The organism is Nonomuraea ferruginea, assembly GCF_039540635.1.
Classification (GTDB): Bacteria; Actinomycetota; Actinomycetes; order Streptosporangiales; family Streptosporangiaceae; genus Nonomuraea; species Nonomuraea ferruginea.
The window spans coordinates 20,025-41,280 of the sequence record NZ_BAABFD010000009.1; the positions used below are offsets into that span (position 1 = coordinate 20,025).

Consider the following 21,256-nt stretch of genomic DNA (forward strand, 5'->3'; position numbering starts at 1 on the left):
ATGGTCACATGCTTGCCGTCGGTGGCAGCTGGTGGCACACCTGGAAAGCAGAAGGACCTGCGTTTCCGCAGGTCCTTGCCCATCTTGCGATGTAGATCGCGAGTGCCCCCTGTAGGATTCGAACCTACGCACCCGGCTCCGGAGGCCGGTGCTCTATCCCCTGAGCTAAGGGGGCTCAACGAGAACCAAGGCTACCAGTATCCCGCACCCACTCCGCACCAGATAACCGTCCGCCAACACATCCACAGAAAACCCCACGTGACCGCCCCGCTACCGCTAGCTTGACCGCCGTGGGTGACGTTCTTGGCAAAGTTCTGGTCGTAGACGATGACGAGGTCATTCGTCAGCTCATCGCCGTCAATCTCAACCTTGAGGGGTTCGAGGTGGAGACGGCCACCGATGGGCAGGATTGCCTGGATCGGGTGCTGGAGGTGCGGCCGGATCTGATCACGCTCGACGTGATGATGCCGATGCTCGACGGGTGGACGACGGCGGCGCGGCTGCGGAACGACGAGGCGACGCGGCACATCAAGGTGGTGCTGATCACCGCCAGGGCGCAGGACGACGACAAGCGCCGGGGCAGGGAGATCGGGGTCGACGCCTATCTGACGAAGCCGTTCGATCCGGCCGAGCTGATCCAGGTGGTGCGGGACCTCGTCACGGGATGAGGCCGTCGCGGCGGGCGATGGCCGCGGCCTGGGTGCGGGTGGAGACGTCGAGTTTGGCGAGAATGTTGGAGACGTGGACGCTGACCGTCTTCTGCGCGATGAAAAGCCGGCCGGCGATCTCCTTGTTGGTCAGCCCTTCGGCGACGAGACCGAGCACCTCGTGCTCGCGGGCGGTGAGCAGGCCGTCGGTGCCGCCGCCGCCGAAGCGGGCGCGGCGGGCGAGGTCGGCGAGGGCGCGGCGCAGGGGTTCGGCGCGCAGGCGGGTGGCCGTCGCGTCGGCTCGGGACCATTCGGCCTCGGCGGCGTCGCGGTCGCCTGAGGCGAGGAGGGCTTCGGCGAGGCGCCAGCGGGCGCGGGCTTCCTCGTAGGGGAAGAAGGAGAAGGCGCCGGCGACCTGGCGCCACAGCTCGGGGTCGGGGCGGCCGTGGACGCGGTGCCATTCGGCCTCGGCGCGCAGCGCCCACGCCTGGCCCTCGGGGCCCATCTGGACGCGTTCGCCGACGATGCCGGACTCGACGGCGTGGCGGGCGGTGGCGAGGAGGTCGTCGGCGCCGTCGGTGGTGCCGAGCTCGGCGAGGGCCCAGAGGCCGACGGCGGCGATGCGGATGCTGGCGGCGTCGCCGGCGAGCAGGGCGTCGAGGGCGGCGCGTACGTGGTCGAGGGCGGCGGCCGGGTCGCCCTTCCAGAGGGCGTGCTCGGCGGCCAGGCCGCGGAACATGTAGGCGATGAACTGGTCGTGCCTGAACGGGCTCAGCCACTCCAGGCGGCTCTCCACGTCGGGGCTGCCTCGGCCGACCTCGATGAACAGGGCGAACGACGAAAGCGTGGCCTCCGGGATGGTGCCGACGCGGGCGGCGAAGCCGGACGCGACCGCCTCGGCCTGGTCCCAGTCGCCGGAGGCGTAGTGGATGAGGAAGCGGAGGAAGCGCAGCTCGGTGCCGTAGGTGCTCCAGTTGAGGCCGGTCTCGTAGGCGAGGCGGATGCCGGCGTCGGCGACCTCGGCCGCCTCGGCCATGAGGCCCTGGTCGTAGTGGATGCGGGCGTGGTGGAAGCGGGCGCGCAGGTCCATCGCCAGGTCGCCGGTGCGCTCGGTGGTGACGAGCCGCACCAGGTCGTGGGCCTTGGTGAGGCCGTGGTGGAGCTCGGTGTAGATGGCGAGGATGATCTGGGCGCTCGTCTCTGCGTCCTTGGCGCCGGCGCGGCGGGCGGTGTCGAGGGCGCGGTGGGCGAGCTCCTCGACCTCGGCGTGGCGTGGGGTCCACAGGAGGGCGCGGGCGTGCGTGGCCAGGGCTCTGGCCAGCGAGACCTGGTCGGACGCGGTCGCGACCGCGTGTTCGGCGGCCACCACGGCGGCGTCGAGGTGGTCGATCTCGGCGAGGTAGTAGGCGAGCCGTTCGCTCACCTCGGAGGTCTGCGGCAGGGCGCGCAGGGCGGTGACGGCGCGGTGGTTGTCGCCGCTGTCGGCGGCGGCGACGGCGCTGCGGAGGGCGATCGTCTCCCGGGTCTCGCCGGCCAGCTCCTCGGCGCGGTCGACGCGGTCCCACAGGCCGAGCGCGCGGTCGTAGTGGTTGTGGGCCTCGGCGGGGGCGCCGAGGCGCTCGGCCTGGCGGCCGGCTTCGGCGGAGGCGGCCAGCGCGCCGGCCAGGTCGTGGCCGGCGAGGTGGTGGTGGGCCAGCTCGGCGGGCGAGGTGAGCAGGCGGGCGAAGGCGGCGTGGAGCCGGGTGCGCTCGCCGGGCAGCAGGTCGTTGTAGACCGCCTCCTGCAGCAGGGCGTGGCGGAACGCGTAACCCTGGCCGTGGACGCGGAGCAGCCCGCGCGAGACGATCTCCCGCACCGCCTCCTCGAACTCCGGCAGCGGCAGCCCGGAGACCTCGCGCAGCAGCTCGTCCTCGACGCGGCGGCCGGCGACGGCGGCGGCGCGCAGCACCCGCTGGCCGGGCTCGGAGAGCACCTCGACCCGGGACATCAGCAAACTTGCCAGGCCGTCGGGCAGGTCGTCGCCCTCGGCCAGGGCGGCGAACAGCTCCTCGGCGTAGAACGGGTTGCCGTCGGCACGGCTGATGATCAGGCCGAGGTCGCGGGCGGCGACGGAGCCGAGCGTGGACACGTAGTCGGACATCTCGCCGGCGCCGAGCGGGCCCAGCTCGACGCTGGTGACGGTCGGCAGGCGCTTGAGCTCGGCCAGGACCGAGCGGAGCGGGTGGCGGCGGTGGATGTCGTCGGTGCGGTAGGTGCCGGCGACGCAGACCCGCTCGGTCTGCACCATGCGGCTGAGGAACACGAGCAGGTCGCGGGTGGACCGGTCGGCCCAGTGGAGGTCCTCGATCACGAACAGCACCGGCTGGACCTCGTTGAGCAGGCCGAGCAGCGAGCCGAACAGCCGCTGCTGGGTGAGGCCGGCCTGCGGGGCGGTCTCGGTGCCGGGCAGGAGCTGGCCGAGCAGCGGGTGGGCGGCGGCGGCCGCGGCCACCGCGGGCTCGGCGCCGCGCAGGGCGTCGGCCAGCGGAAGGTAGGGCAGCGTGTCGCCGAGCTCGGCGCACTGGCCGACGAGCACGCGGAAGCCGCGCTCGCGGGCCTCGGCCACCAGCTCGGTGGTGAGGCGGGTCTTGCCGATGCCGGCGTCGCCGCCGACGAGCGCGACCCCGGCGGTGCCGGCCGCGGCCGCTTCGAGCACGCGGACGAGCCGGGAAAGCTCGGTCGCTCGCCCGACGAGAGAACCGTTCACGCCGTCACTATGCCATGCGGGGCCGACAATCGATTGGCCCACCTCAAGCGGGGCGGATTGGCCCTTATATGGGGACCAAACGTGCTCGTACAGTCAGCGCATGGTCTCCCTCACGACGTTCCTGCTGTTCGCCACCGCTTCGCTCGCCCTGGTGCTGGTCCCGGGGCCCAACCACCTCTACATCACCGCCAGGGGGCTGGCCCAGGGCCGGTCGGCGGGCCTGGCGAGCGCGCTCGGGGTGGAGGCGGGCACGCTGGTGCACATCGCCGCGGCGGCGCTGGGGCTGTCGTACGTGATCTCGCAGTCGGCGACGCTGTTCGCGATCGTGAAGTGGGCGGGCGTCGCTTACCTCGTCTATCTGGCGATCAGGGCGTTCACCGCGAAGGACGACGAGACGACGCGGGAGCCGCCCCGGCAGCCGCTGCGGCAGGTGTTCCTGGAGGGCGTGCTGGTCAACGTGCTGAACCCCAAGGTGACGCTGTTCTTCCTGGCGTTCCTGCCGCAGTTCGTGGACCCGTCGGCGGGGTCGCCGGCGCTGCAGGTGGTGGTGCTCGGCCTCACGCTGCTGCTGCTCGGGCTGATCTCGGACGTCGTGTACGCGGTCGCGGCGGGCGCTCTGGGCGGCCGGCTCGCCCGCAGGGCCAGGACCTTGAGGTACGTGAGCGGTGTCGTCTATCTCGGTCTTGGCGTGGCCACCGCGTTCGCCGGGAGAAAATGATCGCATGGCGCCGAGGAAGCAGCAGGAGATCTTCGACGCGACGCTGCGTCTGGTGGCCGAGAAGGGCTACGCGGGGCTGACCGTCGAGGGTGTGGCGGAGCGGTCCGGGGTGAACAAGACGACGATCTACCGGTGGTGGCCGTCGAAGGCGGCGCTGCTGGGCGCGGCGCTGGTCGAGGCCGACCTGCTGGGGTTCACGGCGCCCGACACGGGGAGCCTGCGCGGCGACCTGGTCGCGCTGGTGGAGGGGGTGGTGCGGCTCCTGTCGGAGCCGCCGGCCGCGGATGTCGCGGTGGCCGCGCTGGGCGCGGCGGTGGAGCATCCGGAGCTGGACGCGCGGCGGTTCTTCGCCGACCGGTTCGCCAGGGAACGCGAGATCTTCGAGCGTGCGGTACGGCGGGGCGAGCTGAAGGAGTCGGTCGACCCGATGCTCGTGGTCGACCTGCTGGCCGGGGCGGTGTGGGTCAGGTCGGTGTTCCGGGGGGTGCCCCTGCCTGACGGGTTCGCGCGGGACGCGGTCGCGGCGGTGCTGGACGGGGTCGGCTGAAGGCCGCGTACGGCGGGAGCGTGCCGTACGTCAGGTCAGCGGATCTCCGAGAGGGCGGCCGGGATGCGGTCGAGCACCGGGTGCGGCATGAGGCCGTAGGCGTAGAAGTCGACCGCCGACGCGCCCGCCGCCTTGGCCGCGCGGGCCTTGGCGACCAGCCGGTCGGCGGAGTCGGTGTCGGGGTAGCCGGGCCGCAGCACCGCGCGCACCTCGCGGTCCTTGCCGACCGAGCGCAGGTAGGCGCCGACGTCGTCGGCCACCCTGGCGGCGTCGCGCGCGTACGCGAGCACGGCGAAGGCGGGCACCAGGTCGCCGAGAGCCACCAGGTCGACGCCGAGCTGCCAGGCGTCGTGGGCGGCCAGCCCGGGGGTGGGCAGCCCGTCGCGGTAGCCCTTGACGCCGCCGGTCGCGTCGGCGAACACCAGTCTCGACCCCTCGTCGCCGACGGCCGACGCCACTTCGGAGACGAGGGTGGTGACGGTCTCGGAGCGGGCGCGGGCGTAGGCGACGACGTCGGGCCCGGCGTACGCGGTGAGCGCGGCCCTGGTCACCTCGCCCTGCGCGGGCGGGTCGCCGTCGAGCACGCCGCCGAGGATCCTCGCGCACTCCTCGCGCGCCACCTCGGCGTCCACGCCCAGGTCGGCGGCGCGGCGCATGCAGTAGTCGCAGAAGCAGAGCCCGAACATGCAGGCGTCCATCGGCCCGAGCGGCACGAACGAGCGCTCCGCCCGCAGCGGCCTGAAGTGCAGCGACTCGGCCACCACGGAGTCGACGCCGAGCCTGGCCACCGCCCTGGCGAGGGCGACGGCGTACGCGCGCGCGTCAGGATGGGCGGGGCACAGGTCGGCGGGCGAGCCGCGGTCGCCGAAGCAGTCGCGCACGGTCACGTCGGGGTGCGCCTCGCCGAGCGTGGCGTTGCGCAGGAACACGGTCCAGCCGTGCAGCCGCAGGCCGCGCTCGCCGCACGCCTCGCGCAGCCCGTCGAAGGCGTCCTGGTGTCCGGCCGGCGGCCGCAGCCGCAGGCTGGAGAACAGGTCGCCGGGCGGGGGGAAGTGGGCCCCGTCGCGGCGCACGGTCAGCCGGGACAGCCCGTGCGGGGTGACGTCGCGGGCGGCGTGGTGGACGGCGCCGACCGTGACGCCGGCCGCGCCGTACCCGCTGATCCTGTCGAGCACCCGCTCGACGCCCTCGCCGCGCAGGTCCTCGACGAAGGCGAACACCGAACTGTCCACGACGGGCGTCCCTCAGGCGCTCTTGTGCGCGACGAAGTCGATCTCCACCAGGATGTCGAGCAGCTGCGACCCGACGGTGGTGCGTACGGGGTAGGGCTGGGTGAAGTAGGACTGGTAGACCTCGTTGTAGGCGGCGAAGTCGCGCTTGAGGTGCTGGAGGTGGACGGTCGCCTTGACGACGTCGTCGAAGCCGAGGCCGTGGGCGGCCAGGATGGCGCCGAGGTTGCGCATCACCTGGTGGGTCTGGGTGACGATGTCGTCGCCTGCGAGCTCGCCGGTCTGCGGGTCGAGCGGACCCATGCCGGAGGTGTAGACGAAGTCGCCCACGACGAGCCCCTGCGAGTAGGCGCCGATGGGGGCGGCGCCCTCGGTCGTTCTCAGCTCTTTCTTCACGGCTGCTCCTGGAAACGGGTGGTGATGGTGCCGGCAACCCGGTAGTCGCCGTCGACCAGGGGCAGCTCGCGCCACTTGTCGAAGGCGGTGCACGGGTGGGAGATGCCGAACGCGAGCAGGTCGCCGGGCCTGAGCCCGTCGGCGCGCACGATCGTGTGCTGGTCCTGCATCTTGACGACGGTGACGCCGCCTCGCCTGGGCACGGGCAGCCCCTCGTCGTACGGGGCGTCGCGCTTGCCCATGCCCACCACCGCGAGGCCGGGTTCGGGGGTCGACAGGACGTGCGCCCACACCTCCAGTGCGGGGCGCAGCTCGCCGTCGATCCGGTTGTACGGGGTGCGCTCGCGGTAGTAGCCGTCGTCGTGGGTGACGTAGGCGCCGCTGCGCAGGATGACCTTGGCATGGGTGGCGACCAGGTGGCGGCCGATCACGTCGAACCACTGGCTGCCGCCGACGGTGAGGATGGGGGTGCGGATGCGGAGGTGTTCGACGGCCTCCTGCAACAGATCCAGATATTTCCGGACTTCTTGCGCCGTGGCGAGCGATCCTTCGTACCCGGCGACCCCCACCAGCTCGACCCCGTCGGTCCGCTGGACGTGCGCGGCCAGCGCCAGCAGGTCGTCGAGCGTACGGCACCCCGCCCTGCCGCCCGGGTGGCCCAGCTCGGCCAGCACCTGGAACGGCCGCGAGCCGGCGGCGGCGGCCAGGAGGTCGGCTCCCGCCGGGGAGTCGACGAAGGACATCAGCGTGAACCCGGGGTCCGCGTCGAGCTCGGCGGCCGCCCAGCGCAGCCCCGCGGGGTCCACGACCTGGTTGGCCACCATGATCCGGCTGACCCCGAACCCGCGCACCGTCCGCGCCTGCGCGGGCGTGGCCACGGTCAGCCCCCACGCGCCCGCGTCGAGCTGGCGGGCGGAGATCTCGGGTGACATGTGGGTCTTGGCGTGCGGGGCGAGCTCCATGCCGTGGTCGCGGGCGAAGGCGGCCATGGTGGCGATGTTGTGGTGCAGCGCGTCGCGGTGCACGACCATCAGCGGGAAGCCCAGCTCCCCGCCGAACACCGAACGCCCCAGCATCTCCGGCACACACTCCCCCTCTGCCCGGTTCTGACCTTATCCTGCGGATCTTGGCCGGAGGGCCCTGCCGGGAGTGGCCCCGGTCAGCTCGCCGTCCGCCAGCACCCGCTCCCCCGACACCAGCACGTCGCCGATCCCGGCGGCGAGCGTGCGCGGCGCCTCGTACGTGGCTCTGTCGGCGACGGTGCGCGGGTCCAGCACCACCACGTCGGCGGCGAACCCGGGACGCAGCAGCCCCCGGTCCGCCAGCCCGAACCGCCGCGCCGGGTGGGACGACAGGTGGACCACGGCCTGCTCCCACGTCCAGTCGCCGAGCTCGCGGACATGACGGCCGAGGAAGCGGGCGAACGCCCCGAAGCCGCGCGGGTGCGGGTGGCCGCCCACGTAGATGCCGTCGGAGCCGCCGGTGTGCGACGGGTGGCGCAGCACGCGGCGCACCGACTCCTCCCCCGCCGGGCCCTCGTCGGGACGGGCCGACACGCAGCCGGCCTCCAGGCGGGTCTCGACGAGCAGGCGGCGGCAGAACTCGGCCGGCTCCACCCCCGCGCGCTCCGCCGCGGCGACCATGGTCATGCCCTCGGACCATTCCAGGCCGGGCGCGTGCGAGACGGTCAGCCGCGGCCAGGTCCGCTCCAGCTCCGGCCACCAGGAGTCGAGCTCTCCGGAGCGGAGCATCTCCAGGGCTCTCTCGGTGTCGGCGGCGGGCACCTGGGGCGGCAGCGCCACCATGGCCAGGATCGTGCTGCTGCGCAGGTAGGGGTAGGTGTCGAAGGTGAGGTCGACGCTCCCGGCCTGCGCCCGGTCGAGCAGCGGCAGCAGCAGGTCGGCCGGGCCGTGCAGGTGGGAGACGTGCACGGCCGCGCCGGACCGGGTGGCGATCTCCACCACCTCACTGATGCCGGTCTCGGCCCTGGCGCCGTAGGCGCGCATGTGGGTGACGTACGGGAGACCGCCGAGCGGGCGGCAGAGCTCGGCCAGCTCGTCGGCGCCCGCGTAACGTCCCGGCAGGTACTCCAGGCCGCTCGACAGCCCCACGGCGCCCTCGGACAGTCCGCGCTCGACCGCCGCCAGCATGAGCGCCAGGTCGTCACGGGAGGCGTGGGCGGGCGAGGCGCCCATCACGTCGTAGCGGATCGTGCCGTGCGGCAGCAGGTAGGCGGTGTTCAGCGCGACCGCGCGGTCGTAGCCGCCGAGCAGCTCGGCCACGGTCAGCGGGCCCTCGCCGAGCGGGCCGTTCACGGCCGCGAAGTAGCGGGACGCGTACGCCACGGTCTCGGCCGAGCCGGGCGCGAACGACAGCCCGTCCTGGCCCAGCACGAACGTGGTCACGCCCTGCCGGAGCGCCGCGAGCTGCACCGACCGGTCGAACACCACCGCGTCGCCGTGCACGTGGCAGTCGACGAACCCAGGAGCCACCAGCCGCCCGGCCGCGTCGATCTCGGCGGCCGCCCCGGCGCCGTCGAGCCGGCCGACCGCCGTGACCCGGTCACCGGTGATCCCCACGTCCGCCCGGTACGGGGGAGCTCCGGTGCCGTCGAGCACCCGCCCGCCGCTGATGACTACGTCGAACATCACCCCAAGATTCAACCACCAGGAGCCTGTACGAAACACGACCCGTCAGAACGCGTCAGCGTCGGGTCCGAGAGATCCTTGCCGATGATCGGGCGTTCGGCGAGGAGGGCGCGGGCCGCGGTCCTGTCCAGGTTCCAGCCGTTCCACGAGTCGGGCCGGTCCAGCCCGTTCGCCGCCACGACGTCGGCCAGCACGCAGCTGCGCAGCGGCTCCGGCAGCCGGTCCAGCGCCGGGACCGCCTCGGCCCCGAGGTCGCCGAGGTAGTCCGAGTCCAGCTTCTGCACGCCGCGCACCGCCACCTGGGACTCCGCCACCCGCAGGTCCGGGTTCACCACCGCGAAGGCGCCCAGGGCCAGCCCGGTCACCAGGACGATGGTGCGCGGCAGCCATCCCGAGCCGCGGCCGGCGAGCCGCCCCGCCCCGGCGAGCAGCACCAGCGCGAACAGCGCGCCCAGCCAGTAGACCGTCGCCTCCACCGACAGCCGCAGCCGGGACAGCCCGTACGCGTCGGTGTAGAGGTCCATCCGGTGCAGCGCGGAGAACAGCACCACCATGGTCAGCCCGCAGAGCACGCCGAGCTGCCCGGCGAGCACCCACCGCTCCCGCCGCTCGGTCTTGATCACGCCGGCGGCCACCGCGACGATGCCCAGCACGGCCAGGCTGACCACGACGAGCTGGAAGAAGCCCTGCCTGGCGTACTCGGCGTAGGTGAGACCCGCGGTCTTCAGCACCCACGCGTCGCCGCCGAACAGCGCGGTGATCTGCACCGCGACGAACGCCGCGAACAGCAGGTTGACCGCGGTGAGCGGCACCAGCCAGATGGACCTGCTCACGGGCATCTTGATGTCGGGGCCCACGGGGTCGGCGACCGGCCGGAGCGCCACCAGCACCACCGCCGCCAGCAGCGCCGCGAACACGGCGAACAGCACGATCCGCGCCGGCAGCGACTCCGCCCAGTCGGGCGTGGTGGTCAGCCGCTCCACGTAGGAGGCGAACACCGGGTCGGCCGAGGAGAACAGGAGCCCGAACACCACCAGCAGCACCGCCGTGATGCCGAGCCCGGTCAGCGTCGGCAGGATCCGCCGCCTGGCCGCCAGGCCTTTCAGCGGCGCGGCCAGGAACCAGGGCAGCGGGCCGAACGCGAGCAGGATGGAGGCGCCTCCCCTGATGACGCCCAGCCATCCGAGCCCCGCACCCGACACGGCCAGCGCGGCCAGCCCCGCCCCCGCCAGGAGCAGGATCGTCACCAGCCAGTCGGCGTCCCTGACGGCCGCCATCGCGATCAGCCAGTACGAGGTGAGTCCGAACGCGATCGTCCACGGCGTCATCCGCCGTACGACGGCCGGGAGCGCGGCGGCCCCGAGCACCACGCACACCAGCACGATCCCCAGCCCGATCTGGGCATCGGGCAGCGCGATCGCCGCGAACACCCCCGCCCCTCCGGCCGTGGGCAACAGCCACCGAGGCGTCTCGGGCAGCTCCGGCCGCGGGAAAAGCGGCGGCGGCGTATAAACCGGCGGCGGCCCGTACGCATTGCCCGCTCCCAGCCCGTACTGACCCGCCGATCCCGATCCGTGCTGCCCTACGGACGCCGCCCCGTACTGTCCTACGGACCTCGCCCCATGCTGCCCTGCGGATCCCGACCCGTGCTGCCCAGCGGATCCCGACCCGAGCTGCCCAGCGGACCTCGACCCGAGCTGCCCTGCGGATCCCGACCCGTGCTGCCCAGCGGACCTCGACCCGAGCTGCCCTGCGGATCCCGACCCGTGCTGCCCTGCAGCTCCTGGGTCGTGCTGTCCTGCGGACCCCGATCCGTGCTGTCCTGCAGATCCCGACCCGAGCTGCCCTCCGGGCCTCGGCCCGAGCTGTCCTGCGGATCCCGGGTCGTGCTGTCCAGCGGACCCCGGCCCGCCTGGTGGCACCTGTCCGCTTGAACTGACCGGGCCGTACCCCTGCACACCCGCACCGGCTGCCGCGTACGTCTGCCCGCTCGCACCCGCTTGCGCACGCCCGCCCAGCCCGGCCTCCCCGCCCGGACCAGCCGATCCGTACGCCTGCGCGACCGGCCCGTACGTCGCGACCAGGTGAGCGTGCTCGGCGGCGCGGCGGGCCGCGCTGGCGCCCAGCGACGCTCCGATGGCCCCGAACAACGCGGTGACGCACACGAGCGTGACCACCGCGGCCGAGTCCCCGAAGATCACGCTCGCGAAAGCGGCGGCGAGCAGCCCGGCCACGAACCCCACGGCCAGCCCGACGATCCCCCCAGCCACGATCTTGACCAGCCCCTTGATCGGCGAGTCATCCCCCGGCACCGGCGGCACGCCGCCCACCACCCCGGAGCCACCCCGCCCCGCTGAAGAAAGCCCCGGATCCCCACCGACACCCACCACGTCACCCCGCCCGGCCCTCACCCGCGCGGCGGCCGCAGAGCCCACACCCAGAGGGTCGCCCCCAGCACCCGCGAGCGCGGAACCGGCCCGTGAAGCATCGCCGCCCACCGGCACGGAGCCGGCCCGCCCGGACAACGCGTGCGCGAGACCAGACCCGGCACGCGACGCGCTGACCCGTCCAGAGTCACCCAGCGCGGAGCCCGCCCGCGCGGAATCGGACCCCCCGGAACTAGGCAGCACCGAGTCCTCCTGCCCGGCGTCCACTGCAGGCACATCAACGCCCCCCGAACTCGCCGCCATGGCGCCAGCCGACCCGGGCGCGTGTGCGAGATCGGACCCGGCACGCGACGCGTCAGACCATCCGGAGTCACCCAGCGCGGAGCCCGCCCCAGCGGGGTCGGGCCGCCCGGAACTCGCCGAGCCCTCCTGCCCGGCCTCCACCGCGAGCGCATCAACGCCCCCCGAACTCTCGCCGACCGACCCGGACGCATACGCGAGACCGGACCCGGCATGCGACGCATCAGACCGCCCCGAGCCGACGTACTCCGAACCGGCCCGCGTGGGCGGCGCGGGGTCGGCATCCGAAGCCTCGGCACGTCCAGCGGTCGTAAGCGTGGAGTCGACGCGCAGGGCATCGATGCCGCCGGAACTCGCAGGCACGGCCCGAGCCGACACAGCGCCAGCCGGTTCGGCGTCAGCGGGTTCGGGATCGGCCGGTTCGGCGCCAGCCAGCGCGGCGCCGGCCGGTACGGCGCCGGCCAGTTCGGGGTTGGCGGTGGCTGGATCTGTCGAGGTGGAGGCGGATGCCGTGATGGGGGAAGGCGCGGGATCTTGGGAACGTGGCGGGCGGGCCTCTTCGGGCGCCATCGCAGTCCTCCCTGGTAGGTCGACGAGCATGCGGCATCCCGCGCAGTCGTCGATGCGGATCGAACCGCCGTGCAGTTCGACGATCTCCTTGACGATGGCCAGGCCCAGCCCGGCGCCCCCGCCGTCGGCGGTGCGCCCGGCGTCGAGCCTGGAGAAGCGTTCGAAGACGCGCGCCCTGGCCGGCGCCGGGATGCCCGGCCCCCGGTCGGCGACGGAGAGACACACACCGGCCCCGGAAGACGAGGCGGTCACGGTGACCGTGCCGTCCGGCGGGCTGTGCCGTACCGCGTTGTCGAGCAGGTTGGCCAGGACCTGCGCCAGCAGGTCGGGGTCGGCGAGGACCACGAGCCCGGCGGGGACCGAGGTGGCGAGCCGGACGTCCTCGCGCGCCAGCGCCGCCTCCAGGACGGCCTGCTCCACCAGGGGCCGGAGCTCGACCGCCTCCGGTTCGATGAGCCGCGCGCCGGAGTCGAGCCGAGACAGGTCGAGGAGCTGGGCGACCAGCCGGCCGAGCCGTTCCGTCTGGGCGAGCGCGGTGCGCATGGTGACGGGGTCGGGCGCGGACACGCCGTCCACGACGTTCTCCAGGACGGCGCGCAGGCCGGTGATGGGCGTACGCAGCTCGTGGCTGACGTTGGCGACCAGCTCGCGGCGCTGCCGGTCGACCTCGCCGAGGTCGGCGGCCATCGCGTTGAAGGCCCGCGCCAGCTCGCCCACCTCGTCGCGCGAGGTGGCCTGGACGCGCAGCGAGTAGCGGCCCTTGGCGATGGTCTGGGCGGCCCTGGCCATCTCGCGCAGCGGCCTGGTCATGCCCATGGCGAGCAGCTGCACCATGATGAGGGCGAGCGCCACGGCCACGCCGATGCGCACCTCGCGCGAGAGCCCCGAGTTGATGCCGACCTCGTTCACCACGAACGCGGTGGCGACGGCCAGCACGATGACGATGCCGAGCTTGACCTTGATCCGGCCCAGGAAGTCGAGCGGTCTCATGGCCGCACCAGCGCGTAGCCGACGCCGTGCACGGTGCGGACCACGTCGGAGCCGAGCTTGCGGCGCAGCGCCCGCACATGGCTGTCGACCGTCCGGGTGGCGGCCGCCTCGGAGAACCCCCACACGTCCGACAGCAGCCGTTCCCGCTCGAACACCTGGCCCGGCCGCTCGGCGAGGCGGCGCAGCAGGTCGAACTCGGTGCGGGTGAGCTGGGCCTCGGCGCCGCGGACGAAGACCCGGCGGGCGGCGGTGTCGATGCGCACCTCCCCCACCTTGATCACGGTGTCCTCGGCGGCGAGCTGTCCGGCCCGTTCCACCCGGCGCAGCAGCGCGTGGATCCTGGCCACCAGCTCGCGCATGCTGAACGGCTTGGCCAGGTAGTCGTCCGCGCCCACGCCCAGCCCGACCAGCACGTCGGTCTCCTCGCCGAGCGCGGTCAGCATGAGGACGGGCACCGGCCGGGCGGCCTGCATCCTGCGGCACACCTCCAGCCCGTCGAGCCCCGGCAGCAGCCGGTCCAGGATCACCAGGTCGGGCTCGGCCCGGTCGAACTCGGCGAGCCCGGTCTGCCCGTCGCCGGCCGTCCTGACCTGGAACCCCTCGGCGGCCAGCCGGTCGCGCACGGCCAGCGCGATCGTCTGGTCGTCTTCCACCACGAGAATGCGTCGCCGCTGCGTCACAATCGAGAGCCTAGAAGCGGGGTGTGCAGACGGCACTCCCCAATTCGTGCACATCCGGTGCAGACTTGGGCAGTGGACATCCCTGGATACTTGCGCCGTCTCGGCCTGCCCGAACTGGAGCACGCCGCGCCCTCCGCCGCCGCCCTGCGCGCCCTGCACACCGCGCACGTGGAACGGGTCGCGTACGAGGTGCTGGAGATCTGGCTGGGCAGGCCCACGACGGTGGATCCGCTGGAGTCGGCGGGCCGGATACTCGGCGGCCGCGGCGGCTACTGCTACCACCTGAACGGGGCGTTCTCCGAGCTGCTGGCGAAGCTCGGCTACGCGGTGACGCGTCATGTGGGCGGGGCGCAGGGCCGGGGCGAGGAGCCGGGGATCACCGGCAACCACCTGGTGCTGACCGTGTCGGGGCTGCCGGACGAGACCAACCCTGGTGGCGCTTGGCTGGCGGACGTCGGGCTGGGCGACGGGCTGCACGAGCCGCTCCCGCTGGTCTCCGGCGTCTACCGTCAGGGCCCGCACGAGTACGGGCTGCGCCCGTCGGACCTGGCGCCCGGCGGGTGGCGGCTGGACCACGACCCGAGCGGCTCGTTCATCCGCATGGACTTCGGCATGGAACCGGCCGTGATGGCGGACTTCGCGGCCAAGCACGAGCACCTGACCACGTCGCCGGAGTCGGGGTTCGTGCGGGTCGCGGTGGTGCAGCGGCGGGACGCGCGGGGAATCGACAGCCTGCGCGGGCTGGTGCTGTCGCGGCTCGGCGTGGGGGCCGACAGGGTGACGCTGGACAGCGCCCGCGACTACTTCGCCGCGCTGGCCGACGTCTTCTCCCTGCCGCTGGAGGACGTGAGCGGCAGGGAGAAGGAGAAGCTGTGGGGCAGGTTGCACGCCGCGCATGAGGCGTGGCTTGCCTGACGGGGTACACAGCTCGTCGGGAGGCGTATCGCTGGTGCACGTGGCCATGGGAGACACCGGGAAGCTCGCGGGGCGTTATCGGCTGCTGAACCCCCTCGGCGGGGGCGAGCTGTTGCTGGCCTTCGACGAGGTGGAGCACCGTGACGTGGTGGTGCGGCGGCTGCGCGCCCCCGCCGGGAGCCTGGACACGGCGGTGCGGGAGGCGCGCCGGACGGTGGGGTTCGTGCATCCGGCGATCGCGCCGCTGCTCGACGTGCCGGTGGAGGGCGGCGAGCCGTGGCTGGTGACGGCGTTCGCGGAGGGCTCGTCGCTGGAGCAGACGGTGCGCGGGCGGGGTCCGCTGCCGGTGCGGCAGACGGCCCGGGTGGGCGTGTACGTGCTGTCGGCGCTGACGGCGGCGCACGCGGCCGGGATCGTGCACGGGCGGGTGCAGCCGGGCAACGTGCTGCTGTCGCCGACCGGGCGGGCGTTGCTGACCGGGTTCGGGCTGCCCTCGATGGGGATGCGGCCGGGCGCCGATCTGTGGTCGCTGGCCGCCACGCTGCACTTCGCGGTCGAGGGCAGGCCGCCCGGCCAGGTGCCGGCCGAGGCCTCGGACCCGCTCCGGGCGCTGATCAGGGCGATGCTCACGCCGGCCGTGCCGCCGGTGGACGCGCTGGAGTGGACGCTGGGGCGGCTCGCGTCGGACCGCTCCCTGGAGCAGGTGGTCGCGGCCGACGGGCCGCTGCCGCCCGCGCGGGTGGCGGGCGTGGGGCTGGCGGTGCTCGACCGGCTCGCCGCGTGGCACGGGCGCGGCGAGCACCACGGCGGGGTGCAGCCGGGCACCGTGCTGATCGACGCCGAGGGCCGGGCCGCGCTGGTCCCGCCGCCGGTGCCGGCGCCGCCGCCCGCCTACCTGCCGCCGGAGGTGGTGCCGGGTCCGGCGGGCGACCTGTGGGCGCTCGGGGCCACGTTGTTCCTGGCCGTGGAGGGCAGGCCGCCCGCTCCCGGCGCGTCGCTGCTGCGCGCGGGGCCGCTGGCGCCGTATCTGGTCGGATTGCTGTCAGGGCCGCCGGCCGGGCGGCCCACGCCGGAGGCGCTGCGGCGGCAGCTGCTCGACGTACTGGCCCGTTGCGATATATCGTGATCGGGGAACCCCGGCGGTGGGCTCGCTCGTTGTCCGCACGACGCAGAATGTGGGAGAGGCGGGGCGTGCGCTCCGCGTTCGGAGGATGTTGAGTATGTCGCCAATCCAGAAGTACGCCATCGGCGCCGGCGTGGCAGTCCTGTTCTCGTGGATCTTCCTTCCGGGCTGGCTGACCCTGCTCGTCGTCCTCGGCGTGGTCGCCGCCCCGGTGGTCGGCTATTTCATGCTCGACCCGTCGCAGCGCGAGCGGCTCAAGAGGGCCCGCCGGCGCGGCATCGGCCGCTGAGGCGATCCGGCGGGGGCCCTCAGGCCTCCGCCGCCGTCGCCACCCGCTGGGTGACGCGGCGCTCGACGTAGAACGACAGGAACGGCACGGTGCCGCCGAGCATGACGCCCAGCATGTAGGGCCACGCCCAGCGGGCCTTCATGCCCAGGTTCATCACCGCGACCAGGTAGAGCATGTAGAGGCCGCCGTGGATGGGCGAGATCACCTTCGACGGGCCGGGGATGTCGAAGCCGTAGCGCAGCACCATGCCGCCGCAGAGCACGAGCAGCATGACGCCGACGATGTAGGCGAGCACCCGGAAGGGCTTGAGAGCCGATTCCACCGTTAACCTTCCAGAACCATTTCGGGGGACTCTTCACGGTCCCGATCCGCTCGTACGGCGTCGCGTACGAAGTGGAACCACATGAACACGGCGAACCCCGCGAAGATCCACCAGTTGGCGGCGTAGGCGAGGTTGCGCCAGGTGACTTCGCCACCGGCCATCGGCGGCGGCGAGGCGACCTGGGTGAGCGCGCCTGAGGGCGGCTCGGCCACGACGTAGCCGTTGCGCACCTGCTCGCCCTGCCACAGGTTGACCAGCTCGCCGGTCGCCACCGTCTGCACCTGGCCGGGGGGCAGTCCTTCCTGCCTGCGCTGGACGGTGTCGCTGCCCTGCTGCGGGCGCAGCCGGCCCGGCACGCTCATCCGGCCCGCCGGCACGGCCGTGGCCGCGGGGTCGGCGGCGTCGGCCACCCAGCCGCGCACCACCGGCATCAGCGTGCCGTCGTCGAGCCTGATCGGGGTCAGCACCCAGTAGCCGTGGTCGCGCGAGACCTTGCCGCCGGGCGCGTCGACGTCGGGCCGCCGGTCGGCGACCAGGAGCTGGCGGCCGGCTTCGTAGACGCCTTCGACGGTGACCTTGCGGGCGACGGCGGTGCCCTGCATCTGCGCGCCGAGGGGGGCCAGCTCCGTGACGGGGACCGGGGCGGGGTCGGTGGTCATCATCGGCCGCCCCGAGTCCTCGAACACGCCGAGCTGCCAGCGGCCCAGCATGATGAACGCGATCACGACCCCGATCGTGAGCAGGTGCAGCCCAAGCAGGCGCGGCGAGAGCAGGGTCTTGAGCATGGATTAAAAGTATCCGCCCACGTGACCGGTCTCGTAACCAGCCCGCCGCAGGGAAGGCGATAAAACGCGCAAATGCGGCAGGCGATCACGCTAGGCTGCTGGCCATGTCTGACCAGCATATCGATCCCGCGGGCAACACCCAGCAGTTCCGCGCGTTCGCGCAGCGGTCCGAGCAGGAGTCTGCCGCCTCCGCTGCCAAGAAGTCGCCGGTTCTGCCGATCATCGCGGTGGTCGTCGTCGTCGCCGTCATCGGTGTGGCGGCGTTCCTCCTGCTGCGGTAGACCTCCCTTCACGTCACGGGGGGCCACCCGCCACGGACCGTGGCGGGTTTTCGTCATGCCCCGGGCCCTCTGATCAGCGGCGCTGACGCACCACGAGAGCGCTGCCGCCGCCGCGCCTGGACGGCTCGGCGACCGCCTGGACGCGGTCCCCGCGGAGGAACTCCAGCGCGGTGGCCGCGCCGATCTCCGGGTTCAGCACCAGGTCGTGGCCCCTGGCCTCCAGCTCCTGCTCGTAGCGGTCGAGGAAGCCCTGCTCGGCCTGCGTCTGCGCGGTGTTGCGCTGCGTCGCCCTGGGCGCGGCCAGCGCCTCGGGCAGCGACATGCCGAACTCGTACCGGTTGACCAGGATCTGCAGCACGGTCGTGATGATCGTGGAACCGCCCGGCGAGCCGAGCGCCATCACCGGCCTGCCGTGGTCGAACACCAGCGTCGGCGCCATCGACGAGCGCGGCCGCTTGCCGGGGGCGGGCAGGTTCGGGTCGCCCGGCGCCGGGCCGAAGGTGAAGTCGGTCAGCTCGTTGTTGAGCAGGAAGCCGCGGCCCGGCACCACGATGCCGTTGCCTCCGGTGGACTCGATCGTCAGGTTGTACGCGACCACGTTGCCCCACCGGTCGGCCACCACCAGGTGCGTGGTCTCCGGGCCCTCGGCCGTGGTCTCCGCGGCGGTGCCCTGCGGCGCCGGGCAGGTCTCGTACGAGCCGTCGGGGCTGCCGGGAGCGGCCGGGTGCGCGATGGCGCGGTCGCCGACCAGGCAGGCGCGTTCCTTGGCGAAGCCGTCGGACAGCAGCTCCTTCAGCGGCACGCCAGGCACGTCGCCGACGTAGGCGTTGCGGTCGGCGAAGGCCAGCCTGGACGCTTCCAGATACTCGTGCACCCCGGTTTCGGGCAGCGCGTCGAGGATGTTGAGCGCCTCCCCCACGGTCGATCCGCCCGACGACGGCGGCGCCATGCCGTACACCGTCAGGCCCTTGTAGCCGGACCTGGTCGGCTCGCGCATCAGCGCGCGGTAGTCGCGCAGGTCGCGCAGCTCCATCAGGCCGGGCCTGACGTTCCTGGTGGCTCCGGGGGCGACCGGCGGACGCTTGACCGTGGCCACGACCTCCTTGCCGAGCTCTCCCCCGTACAGCCAGCCGGTGCCGCGCCGGCCCAGCTCGCGGTAGGTGGCGGCCAGCTCGGGGTTCCTGAAGACGGAGCCGACGGGCGGCGGCGCGCCGTTCGGCAGGTAGAGCTTCGCCGTGGAGGTGAAGTCCTTGAAGCGGGCGGCGTTCTGCGCGGTCTGGTCGTGGAACGTCTGGTCGACCACGAATCCCCTGGACGCGACCGTGACGGCCGGCTGGAGCGCCTGCTTCAGCGACATCGTGCCGAACCGGCGTAAGGCCAGGTCCCACTGCGCGACCGCGCCAGGCACGCCGGCCGACAGGCCGCTGGTGACCGCCTCCTCGAAGGGGATGCCCTCCAGCGAGGTGGCGGTCATGGCCCGGGGCGCGGCCTCGCGGCCGTCGATGGTGTGCACCTTCCGGCGCTGGGCGTCGTAGTAGACGATGAAGCCGCCGCCGGCCAGACCGGCGGAGTAGGGCTCGGTGACGCCCAGCACCGCGCCGGCGGCCACGGCGGCGTCGACGGCGTTGCCGCCTCTCTTGAGCACGTCGACGGCCGCCTTGGAGGCGTCGAGGTCGACGGTCGCGACCGCGCCTCCGTACCCCTCGGCGACCGGGACCTTCTGCGGTTGGTGATGTGGTCCGGCCACCGCCGGCGCGGCGGGGGCCAGGGTGACGAGGACTGCTGCTGCGGGAACGATCACGTGGCGCATGGACTCCACGATGACCTAGGTACGCCCCGGGCGGTAGGGCCCCCTGCGACACCCGGGGGATGCGCCGGCCGGCACCCGGGCCTAGCGTGGTGGTCGTGCGCAAGAAGTCAGTGCTGGACCCGTACAACGCGCTGGTGGTGGCGGCCGCCCAGCTCGTGCTCTCGTACGGCGCGTACTGGGGGCAGCGCGACTTCCGCGAGCCGCTGGACTGGCTGGCGGTCGCGCTGCTGCTGGTGGGGCCGGTGGGCGTGCTGCTCCGGCGGCGCTATCCGGTCGGGACCGCGGTCGCCGCGCTCGCGGCCACCTACGCCTACACCTGGTCCGGATACCCGTACGGGCCCGTCTACCTGTCGCCGATCATCCTGCTGTTCTCCCTCGTCACCCTGGGGCAGCGGGTCAAGGCGTGGGTGATGGCCGGGGTGACCATCGTGGTCTTCATCACCTACGGCTACATCCGGTCGGGCGAGCCGACGGGGCTCTTCCACGACCTGGCGGTGACCGCGTTCGTCCTGCTCCTCATGGTGGTGGCGGAGCTGACCAGGATCGTCAGGGAGCGGCGCGCCCAGCAGCAGCGGGCGGCCGAGGAGGAGAACAGGCGGCAGGCCAGCGAGGAGCGGCTGACCATGGCGCAGGAGCTGCACGACGTGCTGGCGCACAACATCTCGCTCATCCACGTGCAGGCCTCGACCGCGCTGCACCTCATCGACGACAACCCCCAGCAGGCACGCACCGCGCTGGCCACGATCAAGACCGCCTCCAAGGAGGTGCTCGGCGAGATGCGCTCGGTGCTGAACGTGCTGCGCGACGGCGCCCCCCGCTCCCCCACCGCCGGGCTGGACCGCCTCGACGAGCTGCTCGAGCGCTCCGGCCTGGACGTGACGCTGGAACGCGCCGGCTCGCGCGCGCTGCCGCCGCAGGTCGAGCGGGCCGCCTACCGGATCGTCCAGGAGTCGCTCACCAACGCCGCCAGGCACGCCCCCGGCGCGGCGGTGACGGTCCTGCTCGCGTACGGGGCCCGCGAGCTGGTCATCGAAGTCACCGACGGCGGCTCCACCACACCCCCCGTGCTGGCCGGAGAGGGCAGCGGCAACGGCATCCCCGGCATGCGCGAGCGCGCCGTCGCGCTGGGCGGGACGCTGGTGGCCGGTCCATCAGGCCGCGGCTTCCGGGTCGCGGCCCGCCTGCCCCTTCCCGAGGAGAAAGCATGATCAAGGTGTTGCTCGCCGACGACCAGGCGCTGGTGCGGGCGGGCTTCAAGGCCCTGCTCGACGCCCAGCCCGACATGGGCGTGGTCGCCGAGGCCGCCGACGGCGCGGAGGCCATCCGGCTGGCCCGCGAGCACGGGCCCGACGTGGTGCTCATGGACATCCGCATGCCGGGCATGGACGGGCTCACCGCCACCCGGCAGATGCCGGAGGGGCCGCACATCATCATCCTGACCACGTTCGAGCTGGACGAGTACGTCTTCGAGGCGTTGCGCGGCGGGGCCAGCGGGTTCCTGGTCAAGGACACCGAGCCGGCCGAGCTCATCCAGGCGGTGCGGGTGGTCGCGGCCGGCGAGGCGCTCCTGTCGCCGAGCGTGACCCGCCGCCTGATCGCCGAGTACGCGTCGCGCGCCAAGGAACCGCTGGCCGCCGAGAACCTGGACCAGCTCACCGACCGCGAGCGCGAGGTGCTCACCCTGGTCGGCGGCGGCATGACCAACGACGAGATCGCGGCGAAGCTGTTCATGTCCCCGGCCACGGCCAAGACGCATGTGAGCCGGGCGATGATGAAGCTGCACGCCCGGGATCGGGCGCAGCTGGTGGTGATCGCGTACGAGTCCGGCCTGGTGAAACCGGGCTGGCTGTGACCCGGTCGCGCTCCTCGAACC

19 protein-coding genes and 1 tRNA gene are annotated in these 21,256 nt (G+C 73.2%); 9 read left to right on the plus strand and 11 right to left on the minus strand.

The window, feature by feature from the left end:
• Positions 1-103 precede the first annotated feature (103 nt).
• Positions 104-175: transfer RNA gene (locus ABD999_RS18150), tRNA-Arg, on the minus strand.
• Between the two features lie 115 nt (positions 176-290).
• Between ABD999_RS18150 and ABD999_RS18155 the strand changes: the two genes are divergently transcribed.
• Positions 291-668, plus strand: coding sequence for a response regulator transcription factor (locus ABD999_RS18155; RefSeq protein WP_148034913.1), 378 nt, complete (start codon positions 291-293; stop codon positions 666-668).
• On the opposite strand, the gene ABD999_RS18160 is transcribed toward ABD999_RS18155, so the two are convergent.
• Positions 658-3,393, minus strand: a complete 2,736-nt coding sequence (locus tag ABD999_RS18160) for a helix-turn-helix transcriptional regulator (RefSeq protein WP_148034120.1) — start codon at positions 3,391-3,393, stop codon at positions 658-660. The genes ABD999_RS18155 and ABD999_RS18160 overlap by 11 nt on opposite strands.
• A gap of 100 nt (positions 3,394-3,493) precedes the next feature.
• Here ABD999_RS18160 and ABD999_RS18165 point away from each other — a divergent pair, with 100 nt between their 5' ends.
• Entirely contained in the window at positions 3,494-4,111 is a 618-nt protein-coding gene (locus ABD999_RS18165) for a LysE family translocator (protein ID WP_148034121.1), read from the plus strand.
• 4 nt (positions 4,112-4,115) lie between these two features.
• A complete protein-coding gene (locus tag ABD999_RS18170) occupies positions 4,116-4,658 on the plus strand; it encodes a TetR/AcrR family transcriptional regulator (protein ID WP_148034122.1) in 543 nt (180 codons plus the stop codon).
• Between the two features lie 35 nt (positions 4,659-4,693).
• On the opposite strand, the gene ABD999_RS18175 is transcribed toward ABD999_RS18170, so the two are convergent.
• Genes ABD999_RS18175 through ABD999_RS18200 form a run of 6 tightly spaced genes read right to left on the minus strand, consistent with a single transcriptional unit; the run spans position 4,694 to position 13,858 of the window.
• Complete coding sequence (locus tag ABD999_RS18175) at positions 4,694-5,890, minus strand: hypothetical protein (protein ID WP_271280026.1); 1,197 nt, start codon at positions 5,888-5,890, stop codon at positions 4,694-4,696.
• A 12-nt stretch (positions 5,891-5,902) separates the two neighbouring features.
• Complete coding sequence (locus ABD999_RS18180; protein WP_148034124.1) at positions 5,903-6,283, minus strand: RidA family protein; 381 nt, start codon at positions 6,281-6,283, stop codon at positions 5,903-5,905.
• Positions 6,280-7,359 (minus strand): alanine racemase, encoded by a 1,080-nt coding sequence (locus ABD999_RS18185; protein ID WP_271280029.1) that lies wholly within the window; start codon positions 7,357-7,359, stop codon positions 6,280-6,282. Before ABD999_RS18185 ends, ABD999_RS18180 begins: the two co-directional genes overlap by 4 nt.
• 36 nt (positions 7,360-7,395) lie before the next feature.
• Positions 7,396-8,931, minus strand: coding sequence for an N-acyl-D-amino-acid deacylase family protein (locus ABD999_RS18190; RefSeq protein WP_261808823.1), 1,536 nt, complete (start codon positions 8,929-8,931; stop codon positions 7,396-7,398).
• Between the two features lie 11 nt (positions 8,932-8,942).
• Entirely contained in the window at positions 8,943-13,178 is a 4,236-nt protein-coding gene (locus ABD999_RS18195) for a DUF4153 domain-containing protein (protein ID WP_271280025.1), read from the minus strand.
• Positions 13,175-13,858: a response regulator transcription factor gene (locus ABD999_RS18200; RefSeq protein WP_271280024.1), complete on the minus strand. Its 684-nt coding sequence runs from the start codon at positions 13,856-13,858 to the stop codon at positions 13,175-13,177. The genes ABD999_RS18195 and ABD999_RS18200 overlap by 4 nt, the downstream gene beginning before the upstream one ends.
• A gap of 72 nt (positions 13,859-13,930) precedes the next feature.
• On the opposite strand from ABD999_RS18200, the gene ABD999_RS18205 reads away from it, so the two are divergent.
• From ABD999_RS18205 to ABD999_RS18215, 3 genes are all read left to right on the plus strand, one after another.
• The gene (locus ABD999_RS18205) at positions 13,931-14,773 is read left to right on the plus strand and encodes an arylamine N-acetyltransferase family protein (RefSeq protein ID WP_271280023.1); all 843 of its coding nucleotides are present in this window, start codon (positions 13,931-13,933) and stop codon (positions 14,771-14,773) included.
• Between the two features lie 46 nt (positions 14,774-14,819).
• Positions 14,820-15,899 carry a protein kinase domain-containing protein gene (locus ABD999_RS18210; RefSeq protein ID WP_345482803.1) on the plus strand — a complete coding sequence of 360 codons (1,080 nt, stop codon included), beginning with the start codon at positions 14,820-14,822 and terminating at the stop codon, positions 15,897-15,899.
• 94 nt (positions 15,900-15,993) lie between these two features.
• Positions 15,994-16,185, plus strand: coding sequence for a hypothetical protein (locus ABD999_RS18215; protein WP_148034129.1), 192 nt, complete (start codon positions 15,994-15,996; stop codon positions 16,183-16,185).
• 19 nt (positions 16,186-16,204) lie between these two features.
• On the opposite strand, the gene ABD999_RS18220 is transcribed toward ABD999_RS18215, so the two are convergent.
• Both ABD999_RS18220 and ABD999_RS18225 read right to left on the minus strand, forming a co-directional pair.
• On the minus strand, positions 16,205-16,507 hold the full coding sequence (locus tag ABD999_RS18220; protein WP_187281369.1) for a DUF3817 domain-containing protein: 303 nt from the start codon (positions 16,505-16,507) through the stop codon (positions 16,205-16,207).
• 2 nt (positions 16,508-16,509) lie between these two features.
• Positions 16,510-17,292, minus strand: coding sequence for an SURF1 family protein (locus ABD999_RS18225; protein ID WP_271279106.1), 783 nt, complete (start codon positions 17,290-17,292; stop codon positions 16,510-16,512).
• A gap of 104 nt (positions 17,293-17,396) precedes the next feature.
• On the opposite strand from ABD999_RS18225, the gene ABD999_RS18230 reads away from it, so the two are divergent.
• The gene (locus tag ABD999_RS18230; protein ID WP_187281371.1) at positions 17,397-17,573 is read left to right on the plus strand and encodes a hypothetical protein; all 177 of its coding nucleotides are present in this window, start codon (positions 17,397-17,399) and stop codon (positions 17,571-17,573) included.
• Positions 17,574-17,646: 73 nt separating this feature from the next.
• Here ABD999_RS18230 and ggt read toward each other — a convergent pair whose 3' ends face one another.
• Entirely contained in the window at positions 17,647-19,383 is a 1,737-nt protein-coding gene (gene ggt / locus ABD999_RS18235; RefSeq protein WP_271279107.1) for a gamma-glutamyltransferase, read from the minus strand.
• A 95-nt stretch (positions 19,384-19,478) separates the two neighbouring features.
• On the opposite strand from ggt, the gene ABD999_RS18240 reads away from it, so the two are divergent.
• Positions 19,479-20,591, plus strand: coding sequence for a sensor histidine kinase (locus ABD999_RS18240; protein ID WP_271279108.1), 1,113 nt, complete (start codon positions 19,479-19,481; stop codon positions 20,589-20,591).
• The gene (locus tag ABD999_RS18245; RefSeq protein ID WP_148034132.1) at positions 20,588-21,235 is read left to right on the plus strand and encodes a response regulator; all 648 of its coding nucleotides are present in this window, start codon (positions 20,588-20,590) and stop codon (positions 21,233-21,235) included. The genes ABD999_RS18240 and ABD999_RS18245 overlap by 4 nt, the downstream gene beginning before the upstream one ends.
• Positions 21,236-21,256: the final 21 nt, after the last annotated feature.

Coding starts and splice junctions, on each gene's coding strand:
- ABD999_RS18165 (WP_148034121.1), top strand. CDS start 3,494: ATGGTCTCCCTCACGACGTTCCTGCTGTTCGCCACCGCTTCGCTCGCC.
- ABD999_RS18170 (WP_148034122.1), top strand. CDS start 4,116: ATGGCGCCGAGGAAGCAGCAGGAGATCTTCGACGCGACGCTGCGTCTG.
- ABD999_RS18185 (WP_271280029.1), bottom strand. CDS start 7,359: ATGCTGGGGCGTTCGGTGTTCGGCGGGGAGCTGGGCTTCCCGCTGATG.
- ABD999_RS18190 (WP_261808823.1), bottom strand. CDS start 8,931: ATGTTCGACGTAGTCATCAGCGGCGGGCGGGTGCTCGACGGCACCGGA.
- ABD999_RS18195 (WP_271280025.1), bottom strand. CDS start 13,178: ATGAGACCGCTCGACTTCCTGGGCCGGATCAAGGTCAAGCTCGGCATC.
- ABD999_RS18210 (WP_345482803.1), top strand. CDS start 14,820: ATGGGAGACACCGGGAAGCTCGCGGGGCGTTATCGGCTGCTGAACCCC.
- ABD999_RS18215 (WP_148034129.1), top strand. CDS start 15,994: ATGTCGCCAATCCAGAAGTACGCCATCGGCGCCGGCGTGGCAGTCCTG.
- ABD999_RS18225 (WP_271279106.1), bottom strand. CDS start 17,292: ATGCTCAAGACCCTGCTCTCGCCGCGCCTGCTTGGGCTGCACCTGCTC.
- ABD999_RS18230 (WP_187281371.1), top strand. CDS start 17,397: ATGTCTGACCAGCATATCGATCCCGCGGGCAACACCCAGCAGTTCCGC.
- ggt (WP_271279107.1), bottom strand. CDS start 19,383: ATGCGCCACGTGATCGTTCCCGCAGCAGCAGTCCTCGTCACCCTGGCC.
- ABD999_RS18245 (WP_148034132.1), top strand. CDS start 20,588: ATGATCAAGGTGTTGCTCGCCGACGACCAGGCGCTGGTGCGGGCGGGC.